This is a genomic window from Actinoplanes sp. NPDC051494, from assembly GCF_044454705.1.
GTDB lineage: Bacteria > Actinomycetota > Actinomycetes > Mycobacteriales > Micromonosporaceae > Actinoplanes.
Genome location: NZ_JBITDZ010000004.1, coordinates 21,959 through 39,151, shown reverse-complemented (window position 1 = coordinate 39,151; position 17,193 = coordinate 21,959). Strand labels below are relative to the sequence as shown.

At 71.7% G+C, this 17,193-nt stretch carries 9 protein-coding genes; 3 read left to right on the top strand and 6 right to left on the bottom strand.

Translation table 11 applies throughout. The features are described 5' to 3' along the window. Positions 1–27: 27 nt before the first annotated feature. Both ACIA6A_RS16880 and ACIA6A_RS16875 read right to left on the bottom strand, forming a co-directional pair. Positions 28–4,227 carry an AAA domain-containing protein gene (locus ACIA6A_RS16880; protein ID WP_396098583.1) on the bottom strand — a complete coding sequence of 1,400 codons (4,200 nt, stop codon included), beginning with the start codon at positions 4,225–4,227 and terminating at the stop codon, positions 28–30. Positions 4,228–4,278: 51 nt separating this feature from the next. Then, positions 4,279–6,093: an AMP-dependent synthetase/ligase gene (locus ACIA6A_RS16875; RefSeq protein WP_396098582.1), complete on the bottom strand. Its 1,815-nt coding sequence runs from the start codon at positions 6,091–6,093 to the stop codon at positions 4,279–4,281. A gap of 84 nt (positions 6,094–6,177) precedes the next feature. Here ACIA6A_RS16875 and ACIA6A_RS16870 point away from each other — a divergent pair, with 84 nt between their 5' ends. Then, a complete protein-coding gene (locus tag ACIA6A_RS16870) occupies positions 6,178–6,975 on the top strand; it encodes an ABC transporter ATP-binding protein (RefSeq protein ID WP_396098581.1) in 798 nt (265 codons plus the stop codon). Next, positions 6,972–8,303 (top strand): hypothetical protein, encoded by a 1,332-nt coding sequence (locus ACIA6A_RS16865; RefSeq protein ID WP_396098580.1) that lies wholly within the window; start codon positions 6,972–6,974, stop codon positions 8,301–8,303. The genes ACIA6A_RS16870 and ACIA6A_RS16865 overlap by 4 nt, the downstream gene beginning before the upstream one ends. 20 nt (positions 8,304–8,323) lie before the next feature. Here the strand turns inward: ACIA6A_RS16865 and ACIA6A_RS16860 are convergent, their stop codons facing one another. The 4 genes from ACIA6A_RS16860 to ACIA6A_RS16845 all read right to left on the bottom strand — a co-directional run bounded on the left by ACIA6A_RS16860 (position 8,324) and on the right by ACIA6A_RS16845 (position 13,065). Beyond that, a complete protein-coding gene (locus tag ACIA6A_RS16860; protein ID WP_396098579.1) occupies positions 8,324–8,812 on the bottom strand; it encodes a hypothetical protein in 489 nt (162 codons plus the stop codon). Positions 8,813–9,212: 400 nt separating this feature from the next. Next, positions 9,213–10,088, bottom strand: a complete 876-nt coding sequence (locus ACIA6A_RS16855; RefSeq protein WP_396098578.1) for an alpha/beta fold hydrolase — start codon at positions 10,086–10,088, stop codon at positions 9,213–9,215. Positions 10,089–10,210: 122 nt separating this feature from the next. Next, positions 10,211–11,638: an RICIN domain-containing protein gene (locus ACIA6A_RS16850; protein WP_396098577.1), complete on the bottom strand. Its 1,428-nt coding sequence runs from the start codon at positions 11,636–11,638 to the stop codon at positions 10,211–10,213. Between the two features lie 11 nt (positions 11,639–11,649). Beyond that, positions 11,650–13,065 carry a pectinesterase family protein gene (locus ACIA6A_RS16845; RefSeq protein ID WP_396098576.1) on the bottom strand — a complete coding sequence of 472 codons (1,416 nt, stop codon included), beginning with the start codon at positions 13,063–13,065 and terminating at the stop codon, positions 11,650–11,652. A 280-nt stretch (positions 13,066–13,345) separates the two neighbouring features. Here ACIA6A_RS16845 and ACIA6A_RS16840 point away from each other — a divergent pair, with 280 nt between their 5' ends. After that, a complete protein-coding gene (locus ACIA6A_RS16840; protein WP_396098996.1) occupies positions 13,346–17,170 on the top strand; it encodes a Pls/PosA family non-ribosomal peptide synthetase in 3,825 nt (1,274 codons plus the stop codon). Positions 17,171–17,193: the final 23 nt, after the last annotated feature.

Genomic DNA, 17,193 nt, shown 5'->3' with positions numbered 1-17,193 from the left:
CGGCGCAGTGTAGTCACCATCCTGGGGTCAGGGGAGGGGTCGGATTCCCCGGCGTTCGAGGGTTGCCCAGAGGTCCCGGAGGACTGCTGCCTCGTCGATGATGAACAGGGACTGGGGGATGCGGAAGAATTCCCAGCCGCAGCGGCTCAGTTCTCGCTGGCGGGTCATGTCCGCCTCGTACCTGTCCGGGCCGGACCAGGTGTCGCCGTCGCAGACGATCGCGAGGCGGGTGTCGGCGCCGACCACGACCAGGTCGAGGGTGTAGCCGATGGTGGTCTCGTAGTGGGGCACCACGGTGAAGCCCCGGTCGGTGAGGCGGTCGTGGACGCGCTGTTCGAACGGGGTGCCCACCCTTACCGGCGCCTGTTCCTCCGGGGCCGGGCGGGTGGCGGCCACGTCGTAGCAGTAGTCGAGGAGTTGGTGGCGCAGGTCCTCCGGGTCCTCGATGTCGCTGGTGCGGATCGAGTGGAAGACCCACATCTGGTCCTTGGCCCGGGACGCCGCCACGTTGTAGCGCTGCAGGTACGTCTCCGTCGTCGCCGAGCTGAGCCGCCGGCCGGCCTCGACCGCGGTGACCATGCTGAGGAACATGACGTCGCGTTCGGAGCCCTGGAAGTCGGCCGAGTCGCCGCAGCGCAGGTCGCGGCGTTCCCATTCGGCGGGATCGAGGCGCTGGAGCAGCATGCTCTCGATGAGTTTGGCCTGGTGCGGGCCGCGCAACGAGATGACACCGAACGTCAGGCCCTCATAGCGGGGGTCGGCGAGGCATTCGACGATCTGGTCGGTGACGGCCTCCGCCTCGGGTGGGTTCGTCTTGTCGGTGGTGCCCTTGACGAAGCCGGTGGGGACGAAGACCGGCCGGATCGGGTCGAGCCGGTCGGCCCCGTACTGGCGGACCGGGACGAGGCGGATGTGCTCCGGCTCGTACGCGATCCGGTTGGAGAACTCGATGATCTCCGGGACGCAGCGGCGGTGCTCGACCAGCGGGATCTGGCCGCTGAACCGCATCTTGGCCTCGTCGAACAGGCTGCGCTGCGGATCCTGCCAGGAGGCCCGGTACGGGTCGTCGAACAGGTACTGCGCGGCGAGGTTGCGCAGGTCCTGCTGGTCGACACCGACCGCGGACGGGGATACCTGCCGGTCGTCGCCGATCACCACGATCGTCGGGGCGAGGTACTGCAGGAACGTCGCGGACAGCCCGGCCTGCGACGCCTCGTCGACGATGACGACGTCGAACATGTCCGGCTGCACGCGCAGCTGCTCGGCCACCCGGTAGATCGGCATGATCCAGACCGGGACCGACGGGCGGCAGCGGTCCATGGCCTGGCGGATCTCGGCGCGGCGCTGGGCGGCGTACTTGGCGGTGCCTTTGCCGAGGCGGCGCACCAGTTGGCCGTACTGCTGCAGGTTTGCCCGGGCCGATCCGGTGATGCGCTCCGGGGAGGCCGCGTGCCGCCAGGCCCGCGCCGCCGCGAGTTCCTCGACGTGGCCGCGGATGGCGGTCTCGGTCTCGCCGGCCTCCTTCTGCAGACGGTTGAGGTCGGCCGGTCGCTGCCGGGCCAGCCACGCGCCGACGACCAGCCATTCCCAGGCCTCGTCCCAGCCGGCGAGACGCTCGTCCCAGGCCGGGTCCGGCGCGGTCGCGGCGATCGCGTCGCGCAGTGCCGGTGCCCGGTAGCCGAGCGCGGCCGCCAGGTGGTCGCGGTGGGCGACCAGGGCACGGACCTCGATGAGCCGGACGAGCCGGTGCGTGGCGATCCCGTACGCGCGGGTGTCCCGGTTCTGGACCGCGGCCACGACGTCGTGCAGGGCGGGTGCCGGGCTCGGGTCGTCGAGCAGTGGCAGGACCGGCGCCGCGGCGGCTTCCACGGCGGCGCGGGCCGCGTCGAACCGGTCCTCGGCGGCCGCGGCGTCGGCGAGACCGGCGTACGCGCGGACGTCGGCCCGGTCAGCCGGCGGCAGCCGCAGCGAGGCCAGGTGACGGTCCTGTTCGGTGTACGCGGTGGCGAGCGCGAGCACCCGGTCGAGGTGCTCCAGCTGGGTCAGGTGGTGGGCGAGGCCGTCCCGCGGGGACAGCGCCGGCCAGGCCTTCTCGAGCGCGCCGAGCAGCGGCTGGAGCCGGGCCCAGGCGAGGAAGCGGTCCAGGGCCTCGGGCGTGGTGGGCGGGTGACCGTCGACGCGTACCTGGTCGAGCAGGTCCCGCGCGGCCTTCACCGGCTTCGCGGCGAGCAGGCCCCGGGCGGCCGTACCGTCGTCGGCGACCTTGATCCGGCCGCCCGCGCTGAGGTGCCGCAGCAGCTGTTCGGCCTGCGTGACCAGTGGCGTCAGGTCGGTGCCGTGCACGGCGACCCGGGTGTCGCCGAGCATCCGGGCGTGCGGGTCGGCCTCGTCGATCAGCGTGCGCACCTGCCGGGCCCGGTCGTGCCAGGCCGGGTCGGTCAGCGCCGCGGGCAGCCAGGCCGGGCCGCCCCGGGCCAGTTCCTCGGTGCGGTCGGCCAGGCGGTGCATCTGCTGCCGCAGGGCGTCCCGGTCGGTTGGTGCAAGGGCCCGGACCAGCGGGTACGCGGCATGGGCGCGATGTGCGTGATGGTTCTCGCGCTGCGCCCAGGCGGCGGCCTCCGCGGTCACCGCGGCGGCGAAGTCCGCGACGGGTACCAGGTCACCGGGGTCGGGCAGCGTGTCGTAGGCGGGCCCCTCGTCGGCGCTGAGGTCGCTGTCGCGCAGCAGTTTCAGCCATTCGGCGGCCTTCGCGGCGGTCACCGGCGGTTCCTCGTCCGGTGCGGCGGGGGACCAGGCCCGGATCCAGCCGTACCGCGGTTCGGCCGCGCGGTGCGCGGCGGCGATCGCGGCGAGCGTCCCCCGGTACGGCCCGCGCTCGTGCCGGGTGATCTCGGCGGACCGCACGTCGGCGAGGCGCCGCTTGACCGTGGACAGGTGCCGGCGCAGTTTGTCGACGGCCATCAGGTGGTGCTCGACCGTGCGGGTGTGGCGTTGCTCGTCGTAGTCGACGGCCTGCTGCGAGATCGTGTCGACGGCCACCTTGAGGTCGGTCAGGTCCTCGCGGGACGCCCCGACCACCGCCACGGACAGCGGCCGGATCGCCTCCGGCAGTTTCGCCCGGACCTCCTTGAGCGCCCGTTCGGTCTGCGCGGTGACCAGCACCCGTTTGCCCTGGGCGAGCAGGTGGCTGAGCAGGGCCGCGGCGGTGTGCGTCTTGCCCGTACCCGGCGGGCCCTGCACCAGCGTCTGGGCGTGCTGGTCGACCTGCAGCAGGATCTGCAGTTGCTGCTCGTTGACCGGCAACGGCAGGAACACCTCGTCGTCGACGGTCACCATCGCGCCGGGGGTCGGGTCGGCGCGTACCGCGGGCCGGTGGTCCGGGTCGACCAGCGGCAGGATGCCGTCCGGCACCACCTGCGACGCGATCATCTGGGCCCGGATCGTCTCGAGCAGTTCGACGACCCCCTGCCGGTCGCGCCGGCGCAGCACGATCGCGGGCGCCAGCGTGACCTCGGGGGTGGCCGGTGTGCCCCGGCTCGGCGGCTCCGACTCCAGGTACAGCGCTTTCGGGTCGAGGCTGTTCGCGACCCGGTGCAGCAGCTCACCGATCGCTTTGCGGTGCAACGGGTGCTCGGTGTACGCCCGGGCGACGTCGCGTGCCTCGGTTAGGTGCCGTGAGCTGGTCAGTTCCGAGTCGAGCATGTCGAGCTCGATGCGCAGCGCGTCGGTGTCCTCGACGGCGTGCATGCGCAGGGTGCCGCTGACCGGTTCCAGGACGATGGTCACCGGCGTCGTGACGAGGTGCCGGCGGACCGGCGCGTGGCCGTCCGGGTGCCACACCAGACACCCCATGGCCAGGACCAGCTCCTGCTCCTCCGGGTTGGTCGCGGCTTCGGCCTGCATCGCGAAGAGCTTGGCGTACGCGTCCCGGACCGGCTTCTCGGCCCGTTCCCGTTCGGTCCACGCCCGTAGGCCGGCGTCGCTGTCCTCCGGGGCGGGGCTCGCGTCGAGGCGGTCGATGTGCCCGATCTCGTCGCCCGGCCCCGGCGCGTCCGACCAGTGCGCGAAATGCACGGCCGGATGCCGGGGCAGGTCGTCGGCCCACGCGAGCTGGTAGCCCTCGTGGGTCCGCGCCGACGAGGTGGTGGCCTGTTGCGCCCGGGCGAGAAACTCGAAGAGCCGCACCGCGCGATCCAGATGGCTCGTCTGATCCGTCACTACCTGCACAACCGGACCATAATGCCGGGGTAGCTCCCCGCGCGGCCCGATCGTCCAGTATCACCCCAGCTGGGCGACGCTGCCCGCGTACATGTCGTCGATCCGGTCGGCGAACGTGCTCTCCACGACGCGGCGCCGGACCTTCATCGACGCGGTCAGGTCACCGTCCTCGATGGTGAGGTCGCGGGGCAGGATCGTGAACTTCTTGACGGTCTCCCAGCGGTTCAGCTTGGCGTTGAGCTGCTCGACGTAACCCGCGACCAGCTTCTCGGTCTCCGGGGCGGTGACGACCTGGTCGTACGGCCGGCCGCCGGCCCAGGCGACGATCGACTCCTCGTCGAGGGTGACCAGCATCGTGACGTAGTTGCGGGACTGGCCGATGACGATCGCCTGCGACGCGTACGGGCAGACGGCCTTGAAGAGGTTCTCGATGGCACTGGGCGCGATGTACTTCCCGCCGGACGTCTTGACCAGGTCCTTCTTGCGGTCGGTGATGGTCAGGTAGCCGTCGTCGTCGAGCGTGCCGATGTCGCCGGTGCGCAGGAAGCCGTCCTTGGTGAACGTCTCGCTGGTCGCCTCGGGGAGGTGATGGTAAGCGCGCATGATCGACGCGCCGCGCAGCAGGATCTCGCCGTCGGAGTCGATCGTCACCTCGAGGTTGCCGAGCGGCTGCCCGACCGTGCCGATGCGGTTCGCGCCGACACGGTTGACGAAGCTGACGGCGCTCGACTCGGTCAGACCGTACCCCTCGAGGATCGGCAGTCCGGCGGCGGCGAAGAACTCGGCGATGTCCCGGCTCAGCGGCGCCGAGCCGGAGACCAGCACGATGCCCTTGCCGCCGAGCCGGTTCTGCAGCTTGCTGAACACGAGCCGCTCGGCGAGCGCGTACCGCACGGCCAGGAAGTAGCGGACCATGCCGCCGTCCTGCTCGATGGCGACCTTGCGCTTGCCGACGCGTACCGCCCAATGGAAGATCTTGGCCTTGAGTCCGCCGCCGGCGATCGCGGTGGTGACGGCCTTGTTGTAGACCTTCTCGAAGATGCGCGGGGCGGCGCACATGAGCGTCGGGCGGACCACCGCGAGCATGTCGACGAGTTTGTCCACCCGGCCGTCGACGTAGGTCGGGACGCCGACGTGGATGACGCCGCAGAGCAGCGACTTGCCGAACGAGTGCGACAGCGGCAGCCACAGATACTGCAGGCCCTCGGGGTCGAACACGCCGACCTCGTCCTGGGCGACGGCCTGCCACACCCAGCCGCCGTGGGTGAGTTCGACGCCGCGGGCCCGCCCGGTCGTGCCGGAGGTGTAGATGAGGCTGGCCAGGTCGTCCGGGCCGATGGTGGCGACGACATCGGCGATCAGCGTGGGCTCGGCGGCCAGCGCGGCCCGGCCGCGTTCCTCCAGGTCGGCGAGCGTGAGCTGGGTTTCCGACTCGGGCGCGCCGTCGAGCAGCACGACGTGGGTCACGGCGGTCCGCGCCCCGGCGATCTTGCGGGCCTGTTCCGGGTTCTCCGCGATGAAGACCTTCGACCCCGAATCGGCCACGATGTACGCGGCGTCGGCCGGCTCGGTCGTCGGATAGACCGTGGTCGTGGCGGCACCCGCGCAGTTGACCGCGAGGTCGGCCAGCACCCATTCGAGGCGGGTGCCGGACAGCAGCGCCACCCGGTCCCCGCCGGTGACGCCGAGCGCGCGCAGCCCGGCCGCGATGACGGTGACCCGCTCGCCGGTCTGTGCCCAGGTCAGCCACGTCAGACCGGTGTCGTCCGGGGTGGGCACCGCGAACGCGTTGCGGTCGGGACTGTCACGCACCCGGTGGAACAGCATCTCCGGAACTGAGACGTACGGGGCATAACGGTCGCCATCACTCTGCATTGATCAACACTATCGATCTCTACTATGTGACCCGGATCACGCCAAGTCGAGAACCGTGCCACGATCCCGGTCGTCTTACCGGCCGTGAGACGAACTCTGGAAGCGGTCGACGACGTGGCGCACATCTGGGCGGTGCGAGCCGAGGGGCTACAGGTCCGGGCCGGGCGGCACCTCGCCGTCGACGGGCTCGATCTCAGCCTGGGCACCGGCGTGCACGGGCTGCTCGGCCCCAACGGCGCCGGCAAGACCACGCTGATGCGCGCGCTGGCCACGGTCGTGCGCCCGGCCGGTGGGCAGCTGCGCCTGCTCGGCCGGCCCGCCGACGCCCGGGGCGGCCTGCGCCCGGTGCGGCGCCGGCTGGGCTACCTGCCCCAGCATTTCGGGTTCTATCCGCGGTTCACCGTGCGCGAGTTCGTGGAGTACATGGCCTGGCTCAAGGAGATGCCCAAAGCCGAGGTGCCGGCCGCGGTGCAGCGGGCGGTGGACCGGGTCGGGCTGGGCGCCAAGGCCGGCGCCCGGATGAAGACCCTGTCCGGCGGCATGCTGCGCCGGGCCGGCATCGCCCAGGCCATCGTCAACGACCCCGGCCTGCTGCTGCTCGACGAGCCGACCGTCGGTCTCGACCCGGAGCAGCGTCTCGACTTCCGCGAGCTGCTGCGCGACATCGGCACGGACAGCTGCGTGCTGGTCTCCACCCACCTCGTCGAGGACGTGGTCGCCGCCTGCACCGACGTGGTCATGATCAACGAGGGCAGGCTGCTCTTCCAGGGCACCCCCGACAGCCTCATCGCCCAGGGCGACCCCAGCCACGCCGGCGACAGCCCGGCCGAACGGGGCTACTCCGCGATCCTGCGCCGCCACCGCGCGGAGGCGGGTCGATGAGCCGCGTCCTGCGTCTTGAGCTGCGCCGCTCCGCCGCGGCCGGTGTCGCGCTCATCCTGGCGCTGGTCGGGGCGGCTATGCTCTACGCCGCCACCCAGCGGTGGGCACCCGGGTGGATGGCGCTGGCCGTCGTGCAACGGGAGTACACCGTGCTGCTGTGGCCGCTGACCCTCGCCGCCGGCGCCTGGCAGGGCCGCCGGGACCACCGCTCGAAGGTGGACGAGCTGTTCGGCACCACGCCCCGGCCCTATGCCCAGCGCATGCTGCCGATCGCCGGCGCGATGGGCCTGGCGGTCGCGTTCGCCTACGTCGTGGGAACGGCGGCCGCCGCGCCGTGGATCGCCGACACGGCCACCCGGCTGCCGTTGGCGTTCTTCGTCACCGTGGCCGTCGGCGCGCTCTCGCTGGCCGGGGCGGCCTGGGTCGGCCTGGCGGTCGGCCGGTTGGCGCCCACGGCGGCGACCGCGCCCGCGCTGGCGGTGGCCGGCTTCGCCCTGATCATGTTCGGCCCGTTCGCGGTCGGTGACCGGGACTGGCTGGCCATGGTGTTCAGCCCGACCTGGGGCATGAACCTGTACTACGACTACCAGACGATCGCCGACCGGGTCAGCGGCGCCCAGGCCGTCTGGTTCGCCGCCCTCGGCCTGGCCGGCGTGCTGCTGCTCGTCGCCCGGAGCCGGTGGTCCCGGACGGCGGCGCTGCTCCCGGTCGTGCTCGGCGCCACCGCCGCGATCGCGATCATGCCGCACGACGACGAGGTGCTGACCCCGATCGACCCGGTCGCCCAGGCCCAGGTATGCACCCGCGACGCGCCCCGGGTGTGCGTCAGCCGGGTCCACGAGGCGGTGCTGCCCGAGGTGGCTCCCCGGGCCCGGCAGGCGCTGGAGATGCTGTCGAAACTGCCCGGTGCACCCGTCGGCGCGCAGGAGGACACCACCACATACGGCCCCGACACGTCACCACCCCGGCGCGCCGACCTCCTGCTCCTCACCATCCGGATCGACGCCGAAGGCGGACTCGCCCACCGCGACGTCCTGCTGCCCGAGGCGGTCGGCGCGGCGTTCCAGCCCCTCGCGGACTGCGACAACCGGGGCTACCGGACCCCGGTGGCCCGTGCGGCCGCGTTCTACCTGATGGGCACCGCACCGCTCTCGGCGGAAAAGACGAACCCCGAGACCATCTCCGAGGACCCCGAGACCAACGTCGAAGCGGTGGCCCTGTGGCAGGGCCTGCGGCGGCTGCCCGCGCAGGAGGCGCTGGCACGGGTGGCAAAGGTCCGTCGCGCGGCCCTGGACTGCGGCGAGCTCGAGGGGCTGCTGTCGCGCTGAGACAGCGTCGTGCGGGCCGCTCAGGGGCCGGTGGCGACGGCGATACCGTTGGGCTGCAGCAGCCGGCCGAACTCCGTCGCCAGCACCGCCCCGGCGTGGCCCGCGACACTGAAGCTCCGCTCCGCGCCGTCGGCGGTGCTGATCGACACGGTGACCTCGCCGTCGGCTACCGAGCTGCGCGCCGCCGTCACCGTGTCCGCGGTGATGACGTCCCGGTCCTCGCCCCGCTGCCGCAGCACGGAGGCCAGCCACCAGCAGCCCGCCCCGAGCCCGCCGGCCACGAGCACCACGACGGCCGCGATCCACATCGTGGGCCCCAGGACGGGGACACCCCGGTTGTCCGCGTTCATCGCCACCGCGGCCAGGCTGAACGCCACGACCAGGGACCCACCGCACACCCGGGCGGCCCGCTGCCGCACCGCCGAGATCGCGCGGACCTCGACCCCACCGGGCCCGAACTCCAGCGAGACCCATTCGCCGGTCCCGGTCCGCACCCGCGCAAGTCTCATGCCGGTCACCCTAGCCGCCGCCGCACGCGGGGATCGAAAGTGTCAGAGGTGCGGGGCCAACGGCCGGTACACCCCGAGCGGTGAGAACGGGGTCTGTGCCCGCACCGGCGACCGGGCGACGTCAAAGCTCGGGGGTGAGGTCTTCACCCTCCTCGACTACGTGCTGGGCCCCGGCAAGCAGGATGTACGGGTCGGCCTTGCCGGTCATCCGTCTCGGCAGCCGTGCGATGCAGGACGGGTGGTATCCCTACCGTGACAACGTCGTTGTCCGGATCCGCGAACGTCCGCTCGCCCCGCTGTCCCGGTTCGATGTCCCGGTACCCGCGCGAGCGGACGCGTTGCTCCGTCGGGTGCCGAGGCGCCGGCATCGTGGTGACAGCCACCCGCCGCTGCCGGGTCTCTAGTTGTGCCCCGCGTCGAGGACCTCGCGGAGCCGGGCCGCGAACTCCGCCGGCTTGCCCGCGTAGCCGTGCTCGCCGCCGAGGAAACCGCCGTGGTGGCTGGGGAAGACAGCCGGTTCCTGGCCGAGCAGGGACGCCAGGCCGATCGCCGTACGCGCGGTGTACGTGCCCGCCGTCTCCTCGCCGACCGCGACCACGATCCGGGTCGGGGCGGCCGTGAGCAGGGCCGCGTCCGGCCGGTAGTCGGTGACCGCCCAGGAGTTCTTCGACAGCAGCGGATCGTCGCGGGTGCCGTCGTCGCCGGGCGGCATGCCGAACATCGCCGGGTCGGGCAGCGGCTGGGCGAAGTAGTCCTCGGTGAACTCGCCCTGCCAGGAGGTCATCGCGATGAACGCGGCCATGCCCGCGCTCGTGCCGTTCGCCTGGTAGGCCTCGTGGAAGCGGGCCCGGGCCCGGTCGGCGTTCGCGGCGTCGGGGAGCACGGCGTTGACCGGTGGTTCGTGGGCGACCAGGGTGCGCACGTCGCCGGGGTGGGTCGCGACCAGGTCGAGGCCGGTCACCGCGCCGCCGCTGCTGGCGAACACGTCGACCGGGCCGGCGCCGAGGGTCTCGATGATCAGGTGCAGGTCGGCGGCCTGGTGCTGGGGTGCGTGGTCGGTCCGGCCGTCCTTGCGGGTGCTGCGCCCGAGGCCGCGCGGGTCGTACGTGACCACGGTCCGGTCCGGGAAATGCCCGGCGAGCGACGTGAAGCCCTCCGCGGTCATCGGCTGGCCGATCATGAGCAACACCGGGAGCCCACCGGCCGGCGGCAGCGGGCCGCGCACGTCGTAGACCAGGTCGGCACCGGGGGTGACGAGAGTGTGCGTTTGCGTCATGCCGAGGAGGCTACGACCGCCGGGCCGCCGATGGACCCGGACACTCCGCGTCGTTCGCGGAGCTCAAGCCGGCGGAGCGCGCCCGTGCGGGACCTGCCCCCGCGACGGGCGCGCCACCCGCGTCACATGCTGATGGACGCCTGCGGGCCGGTGTACGTCCTGGTCAAGGTGGGCACGTTCGCCGCCGGATCCAGGGTGTACGAGTAGAAGCTGCTCGGTGTGAACGCGGAACCGAGGGTCTCCTGCCGCCCGGTGGAGCTGACCACGATGCTGCCGCTCTGCTTGAGCTGGGCCGTCGCGTCGGGGTAGTACGGGTTGGTGACCTTCTCGAAGTAACTGTTCTCCAGCACCATTTTCGAGGCGCCACGCGCGTAGTTCCCGTACGAGGTGACGTTCTGGAGATAGTTGTTGTACAGATGCGCGTACAGGAGATTGTCGGCACTGGGGTTGCGCTGGTTGGAGTTGTAGATCCAGTTGTGGTGGATCGTCATGCGGGCCACGACGTTCTCGGTCCAGCCGATGCCGAACGTCTTGTTGTGGTCGCCCATCCGGTTCCACGACACGGTCACGTAGTTCGTGTCCTTGCGGCTGTCGATGTATCCGTCGTTGATGTTCGTGAACGTGTTGTGGTCGATCCAGACATGGTCGGCGGTGTCCATCTGGATGCCGTCGTAGTCGAAGTCCTTGTCGTCCGGGTCGTCGGAGGCCACCGCGGTGTCACCGATGGTCAGGTTGCGGATGATGATGTTGCGGATGCCGGTGCCGAGGAAGAACCCGCCGTTCCTGATCCGGCCGGTGGTGCCGACGCCCACGATCGTCTTGTCGGACCTGACCGGGAGCTCGTAGCCGTAGGTGGGCACGGTGATCGTGCCGTTCACCCGGATCACGTACGCCTCGGCCGCGGTCGCATACCGGAGCAGGTCGGCGTACGTGGTGACGGTGACCGTGGTGCCGCCGGCGCCCCCGGTCGTACCCTGGGCGAAGCCGTCCGCGGTGTTGGACCAGCTCCGCCCGTCGCCGCTCACGGCGTTGAACGACCACTGCATGCGGGCGATGTCGGCGCAGGTCTCCTCGACGATCGGGTTGTTGCCGGCCGTCGAGCCGTCCTTGTCGCTGACGCACAGTCCGCTGGCGACGCTCTTGACCAGGAATTTCCCGGCTGCGGCGGTGGACGCGGTGAATGTCCACAGCTGGTTGGTCTTGGTGCCGTCGCCGCATCCGTACTGCTGCAGCTGTGTACCGGACACGGTGGAGGAACTCGGCACGTCGACGCAGCGCGTGCTCCTGGCGTTGACCAGGTTGGCCTGGGTGCCGCCCTGGACCTTCCACTGCTGGTTGGTTGCCGTGCCGCACGCCGACTGGATCAGCAGTGCGGAGTTGTCGGCCGACGCCCCGGTCACGTCGACGCACTTGCCGCTGGCGGCGGACGCCAGCTGATAGGTGCCCCCGGGGACGGGCGTGGTCGCCGCCTCGGACGGCATGATCACGAAGCCGGCCATCGCGGTGGCGGTGATGACGGTGAGCGCTCCCGCGTACCAATTCCTGCGCATTGTTGGTCTCCTCATCCGACCGGGTTCCAGCCATCGGTGCCGGCCAGATATTTCTGCGGGGTGTAGTTCGCCGCGGCGCTGTCACTGAGCTGCGGGCGGTTGCTGTTCGTGGTCGCGCCCGAGCCGGTGTTCCGGTACTCGGAGAAGCGCGCGTTCTGCCACGTGTTGGCGGACATGTCGGTCCAGGGCTGCGCGGACCTGATGGTGGCGCTGAGGTTCGACTCGCGGTACAGCACCTGTGCGGCCTGACCCCACGGCCGCCCGAGCTGGGTGACGTTGTTCGCGGCACCGGTGATCGTGCTCTTGTAGAACAGGATTCCGTACGTCTTCGCGGCATCCGTGTTCGCGGCGGTGATCGGCCCGCCGGTGCTGCGCTTCTCGTGGATGCTCGAACTGGTGAAGACCGCGGTGGCGCCACCGAAGATGAAATCGACGGTGCCTTCCACGTACGAATTGACGTAGTACTGCCGGTAGTTGTTGACCAGCAGCGTGTCCTGGGCGCCGAGGAACCGCACGTTCGAGAACACCGACCGGTCGGCGTTGACGTTGGCGGCGACCGCCTGGCTGCCCTCGCCGTAGTCGTTGCTCATGGTGAGGTTCGCCGCCGCGAAGTCATGACCGTTGACGAAGACCGTGGCGCTGCCCGACGTGCCGTACCCGCCGGCCGAGCTGTGGTTGTTGACGATCACGGTCTGGCTCGCGGAACCGCCGAGACCCTGCAGCGTGACGTACGGCTTGTTCGACGGGACGGTCACGATCTCCCGGTACGTGCCGGCCTTGATGGTGATGGTCCGCCGTACGGTGTTGTTCGCCGGCACCGCGTCGATCGCCGCCTGCACCGTCGTGTATTGCCCGGTGCCGTCCTTGGCGACGGTGGCCGCGACGCTGCCGCCGCCCACCTGGTTGAACGACCACTGCATGCGGGCGATGTCGGCGCAGGTCTCCTCGACGATCGGGTTGTTGCCGGCCGTCGAGCCGTCCTTGTCGCTGACGCACAGTCCGCTGGCGACGCTCTTGACCAGGAATTTCCCGGCCGCGGCGGTGGACGCGGTGAATGTCCACAGCTGGTTGGTCTTGGTGCCGTCGCCGCACCCGTACTGCTGCAGCTGCGTGCCGGAGACGGCCGAACCGCCGGGCACGTCGACGCAGCGCGTGCTGGTGCCGTTGGCCAGCGTGAACGGCCCGGAACCGGCCACCTTCCACGACTGGCTGGTGGTGGTGCCGCAGGCGGTCTGGATCAGCAGGGCGCTGTTGGCGGTGGACGCCGAGGTGACGTCGACACACTTCCCGCTGGCGGCGGACGCCAGCTGATAGGTGCCACCGGCGACCGGCGTGGTCGCCGCCTCGGACGGCACGCCGGCCAGCGCGACCACCGCGCCGGCCACCGTCGCGACCAGGGCGATCTTGCCTGTCTGGAAGCTGGACACAGGCCTTCCTCTCTGTGGGGGCTCTGTGCCGTAGATGCCGCGCTCCCGCCGCGACAACAGAAACTCGCGCAACAAATCGACAGGCGTCTCTGCGGCAGGTCTCCGGCCACCCGGGCACCAGCACGCGACCCTGTGTCCTCCGACACGAATCCGTAATACGAGCGTTGTTCAACCCGATAGCCAGTAACGTTGAACGCTGCCCACGGCATTGCGACGACGACGTGCAGGCCAGGCTGACGCTGACCCCGTGAGGGGTGGAGATGGAGCTCGCTCGGTGACCGTGACGACTGATCTGCGCCTGGTACATCTTTGCGAGATCGCCGACGCACCTTTCGCTCCGGCAGTTTTCCCCTCCGAGTCGGCGCCCCTGCGGCGCACCCTCCTGGACATCCTCGACGAGACCGTCGGTGCGCATCCGGGGGCCCCGGCGCTCGACGACGGCACCCGGGTGCTGACCTACCGCCAGCTGGCCGACGAGGTCGGGGCGCTGCGGGACACGCTGGCCGGGCACGGGGTGGGTGTCGGCGACCGGGTCGGCGTACGCGTCTCGTCGGGTTCTGTCGATCTTTATCTCGGGATCCTCGGGGTGCTCGCGGCCGGCGCCGCCTACGTGCCGGTCGACGCCGACGATCCGCAGGAGCGGGCCGATCTGGTCTTCGCCGAGGCCGGGGTCTGCGCGGTGCTCGGCGACGGCCTCGCCGTCTCGGTGGTGGGCACGCCGGGCAAGCAGGACGGCCGTCCGGGTCCCGCCGACGACGCGTGGATCATTTTCACGTCCGGATCGACGGGTACGCCCAAGGGGGTCGCCGTCACGCACGCCGCGGCCGCCGCGTTCGTCGATGCCGAGGCTCAGCTGTTCCTCGCCGGTGAGGACGTCGAGGGCATCGGGCCGGGTGACCGGGTGCTCGCCGGGCTGTCCGTGGCGTTCGACGCGTCGTGCGAGGAGATGTGGCTCGCGTGGCGCCACGGTGCGTGTCTGGTGCCCGCCGCCCGGTCGCTCGTGCGCAGCGGGGTCGATCTCGGGCCGTGGCTCGCCGAGCAGCACATCACCGCGGTCTCCACCGTGCCGACGCTCGCCGCGCTGTGGCCGGTCGAGGCGCTCGACGACGTACGGCTGCTGATCTTCGGTGGTGAGGCCTGCCCGCCGGAGCTGGTGGAACGGCTCGCCGTCGAGGGGCGCGAGGTCTGGAACACGTACGGGCCGACCGAGGCGACCGTGGTGGCCTGCGCCGCGCGGATGACCGGTGAGGGACCCGTGCGCATCGGGTTGCCGCTGCTGGGCTGGGAGCTCGCGGTCATCGACGCGGCCGGCGCACCCGTGGCGATGGGGGAGACCGGCGAACTGGTCATCGGCGGGGTGGGGCTCGCGCGGTACCTGGACGACGCCAAGGACGCCGAGAAGTTCGCCGCGCTGCCGTCGCTGGGCTGGGACCGCGCCTACCGCAGCGGGGACATCGTGCGGGCCGAGCCCGAGGGCCTGCTGTTCATGGGGCGTGGCGACGAGCAGGTCAAGCTCGGCGGGCGCCGGATCGAGCTGGGCGAGGTCGACGCGGCGCTGCAGGCCCTGCCCGGGGTCGCCGGTGCGGCGGCCGCGGTCAAGAAGACCGCCGCCGGCAACCAGCTGCTCGTGGGTTACGTGGTGGTCCGCGACGGCGAGGAGTTCGACACGACCGCCGCGGCGGCGCGGATCCGGGAGCAGTTGCCGGCCGCGCTCGTACCGCTGCTGGCCGTGATCGATGATCTTCCGACCCGGACCTCGGGCAAGGTGGACCGGGCCGCGCTGCCGTGGCCGCTGGTCACCGCACCGGACGACGGCGCCGAGCTGACCGCGACGCAGGAATGGCTGGCCGGCGGCTGGGAGGCGATCCTCGGGATGCGGCCCGCCGAGGCGGGCGCCGACTTCTTCACCCACGGCGGCGGCAGCCTCACCGCGGCCCAGCTCGTGGCGTGGATCCGGCGCACCCACCCACAGGTGTCGGTCGCCGACATCTATCAGAACCCGAGCCTGTCCGGCCTCGCCGCGGTGCTCGACGCGCTGGACACCACCGCGACGGTTCGCGCCGAGGTCCGGCCTACGCCGCGCCGGGCCGGTTTCTTGCAGGCCCTGCTCATGCTGCCGATGCTCGCGCTGGTCGGGCTGCGCTGGGTCACCGTGCTCGCGGTGCTGAGCAAGCTGGTGCCGCTGGCACCGTCCGTCTCCTGGTGGTGGATCGCGGCCGGCTGGCTGGTGCTGTTCAGCCCGCCCGGTCGCATCGGCCTGGCCGCGGGCGCCGCCCGGCTGCTGCTGCGCGGCGTCGGCCCGGGCGACTACCCGCGTGGTGGCAGCGTGCACGTGCGGCTGTGGGCGGCCGAACGGTTCGCCGAGCTCACCGGTGCGACCAGCGTCGCCGGGGCGTCCTGGATGATCACGTACGCCCGGGCGCTCGGGGCGCAGATCAGCCCGAACGTCGACCTGCACTCCGCGCCGCCGGTCACCGGGCTGCTCAAGCTCGGCCGGGGCGCGGCGATCGAGCCCGAGGTCGACCTGTCCGGCCACTGGGTCGACGGCGACGTCGTGCACATCGGCAAGATCCGGATCGGGGCCGGTGCCCGGGTCGGGGCGCGCAGCACGCTCACCCCGGGTGCCCGGGTCGCCAAGAACGCCTGGATCGCCGCCGGCACCACGGTCGTCGGTGCCGTCCGGGCCACCAAGATCCCCGCGGAGTGGCCGCCGGCCCGGACCCCGGCGACGCGGCTGCGCTCCGGTTGCTGGGCGGCCGCGTACGCGACGACCGCGCAACTGCTGGGCCTCGTGCCGGTCGTGGCCGCGCTGCCCGGACTGGTGCTGCTCGGCTGGGCGGTCACCGCGGGTCACGTCGTCGCGGCGGTGCCGGTCGCGGCGGTCTCCTGGTTTCTCGGCTACGCGCTGCTCGTGCTCGTCGCCGTACGGGCGCTCAGCATCGGGCTGCGCGAGGGCTACCACCCCGTCCAGGGGCGGGTGGCGTGGCAGGTGTGGGCCACCGAGCGGCTGATGGGCATGGCCCGGGTGGGGCTGTTCCCGATCTACGCGAGCCTGTTCACACCGGTGTGGCTGCGCCTGCTCGGCGCCAAGGTCGGGCGGGGCGTGGAGGCTTCCACGGTGCTCGCGGTGCCGTCGATGACCACGGTCGCCGACGGGGCGTTCCTGGCCGACGACACCATGGTCGCCACGTACGAGCTGGGCCACGGGTGGCTTCGGGTCGCCCCGGCGCGGATCGGCAAGCAGGCGTTCCTCGGCAACTCGGGGATGGCGGCGCCCGGGCGGTCCGTACCCAAACGGGGTCTGGTCGGGGTGTTGTCGTCGGCCCCGCGCAAGGCGAAGAAGGGCTCGTCGTGGCTCGGTGCGCCGCCGATGCCGCTGCGCCGCACCGTCGAGGCCGCCGACGCCGCGCTCACCTACGACCCGCCACTGCGGCTGAAGCTGGCCCGCGCCGCGATCGAGCTGTGCCGGATCATCCCGGTCATCCTGGCCGCGGGCCTGGCCGTCGCTGTCCTCGCCGCCCTCGTGACGGTGTGGCGCACCGCCGGCGGGTGGGCCGCCGCGCTCGCCGCCGGGCCCGTCATGCTCGCCGCCGCACTCGTCGCCGGTGCCCTGTCGACGGCCGCGAAATGGCTGCTCATCGGCCGTTTCCGGGTCGCCGATCGGGCGCTGTGGACGTCGTTCGTCTGGCGCAACGAGCTCGCCGACACGTTCGTCGAGGTGCTCGGCGTGCCATGGCTGGCCCGGTTCGCCACCGGCACTCCCCTCATCACCGCGTGGTTGCGTACACTCGGCGCCAAGATCGGCCGAGGGGTGTGGCTGGAGACCTACTGGCTGCCCGAGTACGACCTCGTCGGCCTGGGTGACGGTGCGACGGTGAACAGGGGGTGTGTGGTGCAGACCCACCTGTTCCACGACCGGGTCATGAGCATGGACGAGGTGACGCTCGGCGCGGGAGCCACCCTCGGCCCGCACAGCATCGTGCTGCCCGGCGCGAGCATCGGCGCCCGTACCACCGTGGGCCCCGGCTCCCTGGTCACCCGTGGTGACGAGGTCCCCGCCGACAGCCGGTGGCTCGGCAACCCGATCGCCGCCTGGCAGGCATGACCGACCGCACCGAGCAACGCCGG

Coding starts and splice junctions, on each gene's coding strand:
- ACIA6A_RS16860 (WP_396098579.1), bottom strand. CDS start 8,812: ATGAGACTTGCGCGGGTGCGGACCGGGACCGGCGAATGGGTCTCGCTG.
- ACIA6A_RS16850 (WP_396098577.1), bottom strand. CDS start 11,638: ATGCGCAGGAATTGGTACGCGGGAGCGCTCACCGTCATCACCGCCACC.
- ACIA6A_RS16855 (WP_396098578.1), bottom strand. CDS start 10,088: ATGACGCAAACGCACACTCTCGTCACCCCCGGTGCCGACCTGGTCTAC.
- ACIA6A_RS16865 (WP_396098580.1), top strand. CDS start 6,972: ATGAGCCGCGTCCTGCGTCTTGAGCTGCGCCGCTCCGCCGCGGCCGGT.
- ACIA6A_RS16875 (WP_396098582.1), bottom strand. CDS start 6,093: ATGCAGAGTGATGGCGACCGTTATGCCCCGTACGTCTCAGTTCCGGAG.